Below are 10320 nucleotides of genomic sequence, written 5' to 3'. Positions count from 1 at the left end.
CAAGGTTGCTCCCATGCTCACCGAGGCTGTTAGAGCCGCCAAGGCCGCAAAGTAAGGGTAACTCCATAAAGAAAAAGGTTCCCGCCATCCTCTCGGATGGCGGGAACCTTTTTTTGAAAATGCCTCTTCAACTGTCTCTAGCATGGTATTATCCGCTGCCATAGTATCAACATAATGCTGGCGGGTTTAATCAGGAACAACCCGTTACCTCAAACGGAAACCAGTGGCCAGTGTACATAGAGTCTCCGCTTGTGCAGCCAGTTCCTCACTGGCTGCCGCACTCTCTTCTGCGGTTGCGGAGTTTGTCTGAATGATGCTTGAAACCTGATTGACTGCTGTATTGGTTAGTTCCAAGGCACCCGCCTGAGCCTTTGAGATCTGTGAGATATTCTGGATGAGCGCATCTACCATCTCAGCCTGCTTAGAGATTTGATCAATCGCCCTTCCTGCATTTTTGGCCATGGTGTCTCCGTTTTCTATGGCCGACAAAGTATCTTGAATGAGGGACGTCGTGTCCTTTGCCGCGTCCGTACTTTTGCTTGCCAGATTCCGTACCTCATCGGCGACTACGGAGAATCCTTTTCCAGCCTCGCCGGCCCGCGCGGCCTCCACAGCAGCGTTCAGCGCCAAGATATTGGTCTGAAATGCAATATCGTCTATAACCTTGATAATTTTTTGAATTTGCTTGGAGGTTTCAGCAATGCTGTCCATCGCACAGACCAGCTTTTTCATAAGTTCATCGCTCTGCTTAATTTCATTGGTGGTTTTATCCATCTCGGCTCTGGCATTCTGCGCGTGATCCGCATTTTGCTTAATTCTCTCCGATATTTCGTTGATGGATGACGCCAGTTCCTCCACGGAGCTAGCCTGCTCCGAAGCGCCCTGAGCCAACGACTGCGCGCCCGACGACACCTGCTCCGATCCGGCTGCGACCTGCTGGGAAGATGTCTGCATTTGCTTTAACAAATCGTTGATCGAAGCAGTGATCTTTTCAAGGGAGTTTTTAATGGGCAGAAAATCATTTGGATATTCCATGTCTGGCGAAACTGTCATATCCCCATCGGCAATGCTGCTCAGCACCCTTGCAATATCGGATATGAAAAAGCGTAAATTTCCGATGAGCGTTCTGATGTTTTCGGCAAGAGAACCAAATTCGTCTTCGGAGACGAAAGAAATGGTTGCGTCCAGCTTTCCGGATGCCGCCAGCTTAGCAGCGGATTCAATTTCACCCAGCGGTTTTGTAATGCTTTTGATGACAAATACGCCAAAGCATACGATTATAACGCAAGCGGGAAGGGACCATAGGAGAAACAAAATGCCTATGTTCATTAAAGTATGCTTTTCAATCAACAGCGATGCCAACAGCGAGGCTGCGTAAACTATAAAATTGATAAGGCAGATAAGCCCCACTTTTTTCTTGATCGATATGCTTTTCATAATTTTTTCTCCTGACTTAATAATAGAAGGTGAAGATGTTTTGTGAATCATCTTCAGCTTTGCTGATAGTTGGCGACAAACTGGATATATTCTTTCTCAGTAAGAGGCTTGCTGAAATAATAGCCCTGTATATTGTCACAGCCCATTTCTTCTAATAGCTGCAGCTGGCGTTCGGTTTCAACACCCTCTGCGATGACCTCCATTCTCAGACTATGCGCCAGTCGGATTACCTCTCTGATTACTGCCTGATCGTTTTCGTGCTCAATACGGTCAATAAAAAATTTATCAATTTTCAAGTTGGAAATTGGCAGTGTGACTAGTTGAACCAGTGAGTTATATCCGGTTCCAAAGTCATCGATAGAAATGCTGATGCCCATGGACTGCATTTTATTCAGCAGGGATTTGACCTTTGCCTGATTTTCCATAATGACACGTTCTGTCAGCTCAAATCCCAACAATGTAGGATCAATTTTGGCCTTTTTAATGCATTCTTGAGCATAAGAAAGGACAGAATCATCGTTTAAATCTTTGGAGGAAACGTTGACGGCGATTTTTGCTGTTATTCCGGCGTCCTGCCATATCCTGATCTGCTGCACGGAATGCTGTATGACCCATTTTGTAATATTGCTGATAAATCCGGCTTTTTCAGCAATATTGATAAATTCTCCGGGCCCCATATGGATATTTGCATGGTTCCATCTTAATAAACCTTCCGCGCCTTTGATAGTGCGACTTGCAATATGGATAATCGGCTGATACACCATAAAAAACTCATCATTTTGAATTGCAGTATACAGTGCTGTCAGCGTCTCAAATTTTTTTCGGTTTTCCTGAATCATCTCTTCGTTGAAGATGACAAGCGCTTGCGGGTACTCCTGACTTCTGTCAAGCGCAATATTTAATTTTCTTAAAAGCTCGTCTGCGCTGTTCCCGTGAGAGGGTGAGTGAAGAATTGCACATTGAACTTTAAGCTGAACAATCAGGCCATCTATTGTTACCGGTACAGTCATGGAGCTGATTACTTTGGAAGCTATAGCGTTTGCATGCTCCAAAGCAATATCTGGAAGAAGCACAATATAAGTATCCGCTGATGCCATGAAAACAGTTGGTTTTCCAAATGCGTTCTCCAATTGCTCCGCAACATACAAAGCGGACTTCTCGCCAATGCTGTAATCCACATGGGCGTTAATGTCCAATGAATTTGCTATTCGAAAAGTAAGCATGGAAAAATGATTATGCCCAAGTGTAAGAGTACTGATCTCCTTGCGAAGCCGATTTAAATTGGATAGGCCTGTTTGTGTCTCTAGGTATGATATACGAAGCTGTTCTGACGAGTCCGTTTTGATCAATTGAAGCATCAGGGCAACAACGATGCCGACCAGCAAAAACATGCAGGTTCGGAAGATCCACGCGGGGACGACTTGCGCAATATTGCTGCCAACATCCATTGGCATCCATGGTCCCAAGATAAGCCCGCCGATCACTGCAAAAGAAATAGCTCCCCACAAATCCAAATAATACGCCGCTAAAATAATTGGAATATACATCAGGTGTGTAACGGCAAATTCTGTTCCACCAGACAGGTATGTAATTGCACCGACCAGTATTTCCATGCCCAGCGTGAGCTGGGCTGCAAAAGCACGTGATAGATGGAAGATCCGTTTGAGTTTTTCTGCTTTCATAAGTGTCCCTTTTACATTCATTTTTATGGAAGGGTTCAGCTGACAGCTGAGTCTTTTTCTCTGTGCTTGCGGGTAACTCAGAGGCCTGGAAGCGATATGTCAGTTGCGGGCAAAATGAAAAAAGCCCACCCGGTTCAATAGGGCAGGCTTTCCGCGAACTAAAGATAGCCAGACCGTCGTAATAAATCTTGCGCAGGAGGACTTTGGCGTTTCACCCCACAGAGCTTGTCAGCCGGAAGACCAACAAATTCGATCGTGTCAGGTGGAATTCAGGGACATATATGAATAGAACTTATCCACTATGTCCCACAATTCCCTATGTCGCTTGTCTATCTGCGGAATCCCAAGTGGAAAGTTGTCTTTCCAGGTCATAATAAATACCTCCATTAGATTGATTATATATAACCGAAAAGGTTATATAAAAGAGTGAGGGAGCGGCGCATTATGGCAGGAGAAGCAAAGACTTAGCTTTTATAAGTTCTCGCCGGATTTATCCGCCATCATTCGAAGAAAGGTCTCCGCAATCTGCGGGTCAAACAGCGTCCCGGCCCCGTTTTGAATTGCGCACAGTGCTTCCGCCCTGCTATCTTCCTTGTAATTTGCATGGCTGCGAATCCGCTCGTAAGCTTCCACAACGCAGATAATCCTGGAGATAAGCGGGATTTCCATGCCCTTCAGTCCCTTCGGATAACCGGAGCCGTCCCAGTGTTCATGATGTCCATAGACGCCGTTTGCTAAAGCCAGTGTTTCCTCGGATAAATTTAAAAGCCGATATCCGGTGGCCGGATGCTGGCGCAACATGTATGCCTCACTTTCCGTCAGCGGTGCATTTTGGCCTTTGCTGAGGATCTCGTTGCTCAGCGCAACCTTGCCGATATCGTGCAGGTATCCCGCATTCTTTAGCATTTGAATCTCCAATTCGGGCAGACCGATCGCCGCTCCCATTTCGCCGCAGAGCCTGCCAACTTCTTCGGAATGCCGTTTTTCCCATGGACGCTTTTCAGACAAAGTGTTAAGAATGCTCTTGACTGCTTCCAATCCAAAACTTTTCTGCGAGACGGATTTTTCCCTGTACATTTCGGTTTCTGCAGCTTCCATAACCTTTTCAATTCGCTGATACGGCTTCCACTTTACCGCGATTCCAAACGCCATGCTGCAGGAAACCGAATTAATTTTATACTGGGAAAACGCTTCATTCAGCTTTCCAGCAAGCCGCTTTGCCTCGTCCAGATTCGTTCGGGGGAGAAGCACGCAAAACTCATCCCCACCGACACGCGCCGCAATATCTTCCTTGCGGCAGTTCTCTTCTAATACTTCCGCCACTTTTAGAATAAGCTTGTCACCGGAGGCATGTCCAAACGTGTCGTTCATCATTTTAAGCCCGTTCAGGTCAATGTAGATTAAGCTGACGGGTAGATTTTCTTCTGTGTCCAGCTCCTGCATGCTAAGTTCAAAGAATCCTCTGTTATATAATCCTGTCATAGAATCATGGCAGCTAAGATATTTAATTTTTTCTTCTTCTCTTTTCCGCTCAGTGATATCCGTAAAAGTGACAACATAGCCGATGTGCCGCCCATTTTTATATTGTGGGAGCGCGCGGTATTCTGTATCAAAGCAGGTGCCGTCTGATCGCCAGAGTACGTTTTCCACCGCATGGCCTGCTTTACCGCGAGAAAGATATTCGGAAAGAGGGTCTTCACGCTTGGAACTACCATCCCTGAAGCTTTGATAAATCAGCCCAAGCAGGTCTTGTCCAACAAGGTCCTCCGGACGGCTATACCCCAACAGACGCAGACAACTCTCGTTACAAAAAGTACAATGCATGTTTAGATCTACACCTAAAATGCCCTCCACCGTATTATCAAGGATCAAACGAAGTTGGATGCGCTGTTCATCCAGGGTTTCGTTCGCTTTTTGAAGGTCTTCTGTTCGTTGCGCCACCGTAGCTTCCAGATTGTTGGCAAGCTGCTGCATGGCATCGGCGATCCTATTAAAGATCTCCGAAATTCTCCCAATTTCATCGTTTCTAACGATCAGTGCTCTTTGATTTAAGTCTCCGGAAGAGAATTTTTCAGAAACAATCAGCAGCGTTTTAAGAGGTTTTAAAAGTCTCCGGCTTATCAGATAATAGACTGCCGTGGCGATTGCAAACATGGCGAAGGAGAAGACGATAGCTACCCATATATTTCTTGATAGTTCAATAGCCATTGGGCTTTCTGGCACGGCGGAGAGAATCTCCCAGTTCAAACCGGCCTGTTCATATTCCTGAACCTTTACAGACAGCTTGTTATTCAAGTTTCCAACAGACAGTTTTGCTGTTCCGGAATTGCGATACTGCTGATACGCGTCAAGAATTGTTGAGTTATTAAGGCTTTCCAGATACGTCCGCTCCAAATCTCCGCCTTTTGAAACGGTATAATTAACGGCGCCACTGGAATTCGCAATTAAACATCCTGAGCCTCTTTCCACAATTGCGACGAAACCGCCGCGTCCGTTTACGATGCCCGAAAGATTCTCACTGATATCGGGCAGCAGGAGACTTGCCGTCAAGACGCCCTCAAGCGTGCCATAGTCACCATATATGGGGTAAACAGCCGCTATCGCCATTTCGTTTTGAAAAGCACTCTTATAAACAGGGGAGAATACTGGAACTCCTGCGTTCATAGCCGCCTTATACCAAACGCTTGTTCGCAGGTCATCTTTGTCGGTACTTTTTAAAAAGCTTCCGGCAGACATATCGTCGTTTACCGCGTAATACCAGGTTTCACCACCGGTATTTACATTATTTTCTGTAATTTCAATGGTTCCATCCATATCTTTGACTGCTCCGTAGTAGTCACCGTTTACGGTGCAGTAAGCATAACTGAAAATATTTTTTGTGTAAGAGCTTAATATGCTGACGAAGAATTTTTCTCTTTGAGCTTCGTCACCCAAATCAATCGTGCCACTTTCAATCATTTTATAAGTGACGTCATTAATATGGAGAGGAGCTTCAATAAACGAATCAATTCGCTCAATTGTTTCCTGATTTAAGTTTTCAGAAAGATCACCGGTTGTTTTTTCAATGGAAGAATACCAATTTGAAAAAGCAGGGTATCCAACGCCAACTGCCAAAATGATCGTTAAGATAATAAAAGAGCCTATGACCATTCTGATGGTTGAATGGTATTTCTTTGTTTGAGCTCTAACCATCGGTTATATTACCTTCCGTGTTGTCAGCTGCAGTAAATGATTTTCCGGCTGACAGATATTTTAATAGAATTGCTTATGTCTACCGAAATACCTTAAAAAAACGTCTATAAATTTCTTAACCGCAAGTTTTCTGCGCAAAAAAAACGCTGCTTAGCTTGATCCGCCAAATCCCATTGTATCTCATATGGCGTGATTCTTCAGTGCATTTTGGTATCATCATTTGTTGTCTTGAAAGGAACTGCGATCGTCCAATATCAATCGCAGTTCCCCACAGACTGTATTTATCCATTATACCATATATCGACGTCTTGCAATAAAATAATTACCCAAAATTACCTGTAAATTTGCAAAAAATATCTAATTAGGATGGATACGCAGTACAAATGGAAAAGAAATTTAGTATACTGACAGGTATTCGGCGGCGTTTACGCCGTCGAGATTTGTGTCACGCTTGAAAGGAGCTGTCAATATGCCAAGAAGGGGCGAAAACATTTATAAACGTAAGGACGGGCGCTGGGAGGCGCGAGTCTTGGAATCGAATGGAAAGTATCGATATGTTTATGCGAAGACGTACAAGGAGGTCAAAGAGAAGAAACAAAACTATCAGAAGTATATTAGACTTCGCCCGAGAATATTGCCTGAGCAAATAACAGCCGCAGCCGGACTATTTGCGGATTGGCTGCAAGGTGATGTCGTAAATCAGGTCAAGCCATCCACGTACGAAAACTATTACTTCTGTATGAAAAAGTATGTACTTCCTTTTTTTAAGACAAAGGGCTATGAGTTTCTCACAGAAAATACGGTCGTTCAATTTGCCAAATCCATTCATAGTAACCCAATAATTTCCGAATCCTATAAGAGAAAAATACTCATTATCTTTAAAACCGCACTGAAAGAAGTCGCAAAAGGCTACCCGAACTTTTCCGGTCTCATGGAAGCGGTTAAGCTGCCAAAAGCGCCAAACCCGGAGGTCCAGGCATTCTCCGTCAGTGAGCAGCGAATGATTGAGCAGGCAGCGTTTCATGAAAAAGATATCCGCGCGCTTGGAATTATTCTGACCTTTTACACTGGAATCCGCCTTGGCGAGCTGTGCGCACTCAAATGGTGCGATCTTGATTTTGAGGCGGGTACGATCTCCATCACAAAAACGGTAAGTCGCGTTAAGAACCCTCAGCCGCAGGGCAAAAAAACAGCGCTGCTTGTCGGTACGCCGAAAAGTCTGAAGTCACGGCGAAAAATTCCTTTGCCGAAGTTTCTTCAGGATGCACTCATGGACTATAAAGAGAAGTGCCCGGATGAAAACTTCTTTCTGTTTTCGGGAACAGAGGACCCGCCGGATCCCAGAGTTTATGAAAAACTGTTCAAAAATGTACTAAAAAGTGCCGGCGTGAAGGAACGAAAATTTCACACGACCAGACACACCTTTGCAACTCGGGCATTGGAGGTCGGTGTTGATATCAAAACTCTCAGTGAAATTCTGGGGCATTCCAGCGTCACTATTACGCTTAATATTTACGCCCATTCACTTATGGAACAGAAAATGATTGCAATGGACAAACTCAATAACATGCATCTTACACAAATGGAGGTTGCTTCATAAGCCGTCAAAATTTCTGTCGCAGTTATTAAAAACTCAAATGGCACTGGGCTTTCCGGCTTTGAAATACAGTCTGTGGGGAACTGCGATTTTCAATACTCCACTGAATAGTTATCTTTCCGCATTCATAAAGGCTTATTCAGGATGGCAAGACAAAAGGATATATGGAATATGCTGCCCAATAGCATGATACCAATAGAGTGAGGGGCCGTTTATTAATATTTTCGAATGGTGGGAAACCTGCGGTAATGTGCCAAGCCGCCCGCGGTGGCGGAAATAATAAAACAAGCCGAAAACGAAAGGATAAAGAGAAATGAAAAAGTGGTTAGAAAATGTAAAAATATCCAAAAAACTGTCTGCAGGGTTCCTATTTATAACGATTCTTGGAATTATAATCGGTGCTGTTGGCATTTTTAATACAATTCGCATGATTAATGAGCAACAGAATACCTATGATCGCCATACTATGGGAATTGTTTACAGCTCGGGAGCGGAAGGCAGCTTTAAGGATATTGGAACCGCAATTCGGAATCTGTACATCTATTACGATAAGGATAAGGAAAGTGAAAAATACTGCGAAGAGATTTCAAACCAAATAGACGCTGTGCAGACGCAGATGGATCATTACAGCAAAACAATTACAACCAGTGAGGGAAAGCAGCTTTATGATTCAACCATGGCGGCTTACGATATCTACCTGGATACTGTTAATGAAATTCTGAAAACGGCGGATGCGGGAGGAACAAGAACAGAAATATTGTCCAAGATAACGGAAACGTCGTCTGAAACGCAGGATGCTACGGATGCGTTTGCGTCGCTTACACAGAGAAAAGAGACCAACGCGCAGGAAAATATTGCGTCCAGCAGGACAGCGGCATTCCTGTCAATGATCATTATGGTCGCTGTGATTGTCGTATCTGTGGTAATTTCATTTTTATTCAGCCGCTTTATATCCGGACTTATCAGTGAACCCATGCAAAAGTTTGCCGCTTTTGCAGCAATGATGGCTGACGGAGATCTGGATGTTGGGAAGGTTACCGATGAGAAGGACAGGCTGTGGGCACTCAGAAAGGATGAGGTTGGGGTATTGGCCGGCGCCTTTGATAAAATGATCTTATCTACTACAGATCAGGCGCAAAAGGCCATGGCGATCGCGGAAGGCGATCTTACGACAAGTATCACGATTCGATCTGAGTATGACGTGATGGGCAAGGCCCTTGCTGAACTTGTTGAGAAATTCCATGCTCTCGCGCTGTCGATTGTTTCGTCCGCAAATCAGGTGGACGCCGGTTCAAGGCAAGTGGCGGATTCCAGTACCGCTCTGTCCCAGGGAGCCACGGAGCAGGCCAGCTCCGTCGAGGAACTGTCTGCGTCCATGGAGGAAATCACATCCCAGACGACGCAAAACGCCCAAAATGCGCAGAAAACAAATGAGCTTGCGGCGGACATGCAGAACCACGCGGAGACAGGCAACGCAAAAATGGGGGAAATGCTCAAGGCTATGAAGGAAATCAACGCATCCTCCGAGAGCATTGGCAAAATTATAAAAGTAATCGACGATATCGCCTTCCAGACAAATATTCTTGCACTCAACGCGGCGGTCGAGGCGGCGAGAGCCGGCAGCGCCGGCAAGGGCTTTGCCGTGGTCGCTGAAGAAGTGCGAAACCTCGCCGGAAAGTCTGCCCAGGCGGCAAAGGAAACGACCGAGTTGATTGAAGCCTCGTCCCAAAAGGTGAATGCAGGCACTGGAATTGCCAACGAGACGGCCGACGCGCTCAAAAAAATCACGGAGGGGATTTCACAGGCAGCTGAGCTTGTCGGCGCAATCGCCACTGCTTCAAATGAGCAGGCGGCTGCTCTGGAACAGATCAATCAGGGTATCACGCAGGTTTCGCAGGTCGTTCAAAGCAACGCGGCGGCTGCCGAAGAATGCGCCGCGGCCAGCGAGGAGCTTTCCGCACAGGCTGAAGATCTGAAAAAGAACGTCCGCGTGTTTAGGCTGCACAATGAGCGTCCCTCTCAAGAAAAAGCGATGGTTTCCGCGCAGTCAAATTTTGTACCGGCGGGGAAAGATGAATTCGAGTTATCCGGCAGCGGCTTGAAAAAATATTAAAGCGTTAACGGTCATGTAGATGTAAGTAAAAATATGTGCAGGATGTTAACAATTTTTCATCCTGCGCATATTTTTTTGAAGAGAAATGAGGAGTCGTGGGCAGTCAAAGTAAATATCCAAAACCAGCTGTTTTTGTGTGAGCTTACTTTATTGCCAAAAAGCGGCAATGTGCTGTGATAGTATCATGATGCAGCTAAAAGTACAAGATATATCTCCAATGCAGCAGACTAAAAAGGCCTATAATTTCTTCGGATAGGAGCTTTTTTTAAAAATCTGTCAATAGAGCAGCGGCGGGGCGA

5 protein-coding genes are annotated in these 10320 nt (G+C 45.3%); 2 read left to right on the top strand and 3 right to left on the bottom strand.

The features are described 5' to 3' along the window. Positions 1-204: 204 nt before the first annotated feature. The 3 genes from ABWQ15_RS01680 to ABWQ15_RS01670 form a co-directional block, all read right to left on the bottom strand. The gene (locus tag ABWQ15_RS01680) at positions 205-1437 is read right to left on the bottom strand and encodes a methyl-accepting chemotaxis protein (RefSeq protein WP_353907085.1); all 1233 of its coding nucleotides are present in this window, start codon (positions 1435-1437) and stop codon (positions 205-207) included. Positions 1438-1490: 53 nt separating this feature from the next. Next, positions 1491-3119 (bottom strand): putative bifunctional diguanylate cyclase/phosphodiesterase, encoded by a 1629-nt coding sequence (locus tag ABWQ15_RS01675; RefSeq protein ID WP_353907084.1) that lies wholly within the window; start codon positions 3117-3119, stop codon positions 1491-1493. Between the two features lie 471 nt (positions 3120-3590). Next, the gene (locus ABWQ15_RS01670) at positions 3591-6311 is read right to left on the bottom strand and encodes a diguanylate cyclase domain-containing protein (RefSeq protein WP_353907083.1); all 2721 of its coding nucleotides are present in this window, start codon (positions 6309-6311) and stop codon (positions 3591-3593) included. A 469-nt stretch (positions 6312-6780) separates the two neighbouring features. On the opposite strand from ABWQ15_RS01670, the gene ABWQ15_RS01665 reads away from it, so the two are divergent. Both ABWQ15_RS01665 and ABWQ15_RS01660 read left to right on the top strand, forming a co-directional pair. Next, on the top strand, positions 6781-7911 hold the full coding sequence (locus ABWQ15_RS01665) for a site-specific integrase (RefSeq protein WP_502919101.1): 1131 nt from the start codon (positions 6781-6783) through the stop codon (positions 7909-7911). A gap of 310 nt (positions 7912-8221) precedes the next feature. Beyond that, positions 8222-10021, top strand: coding sequence for a HAMP domain-containing methyl-accepting chemotaxis protein (locus ABWQ15_RS01660; RefSeq protein WP_353907081.1), 1800 nt, complete (start codon positions 8222-8224; stop codon positions 10019-10021). Positions 10022-10320 lie beyond the last annotated feature (299 nt).

This window comes from Oscillibacter sp., assembly GCF_040505565.1.
Classification (GTDB): Bacteria; Bacillota; Clostridia; order Oscillospirales; family Oscillospiraceae; genus Oscillibacter.
Note: the sequence above shows the minus strand (reverse complement) of the source record. Positions and strands in the feature narration are given on the sequence as shown.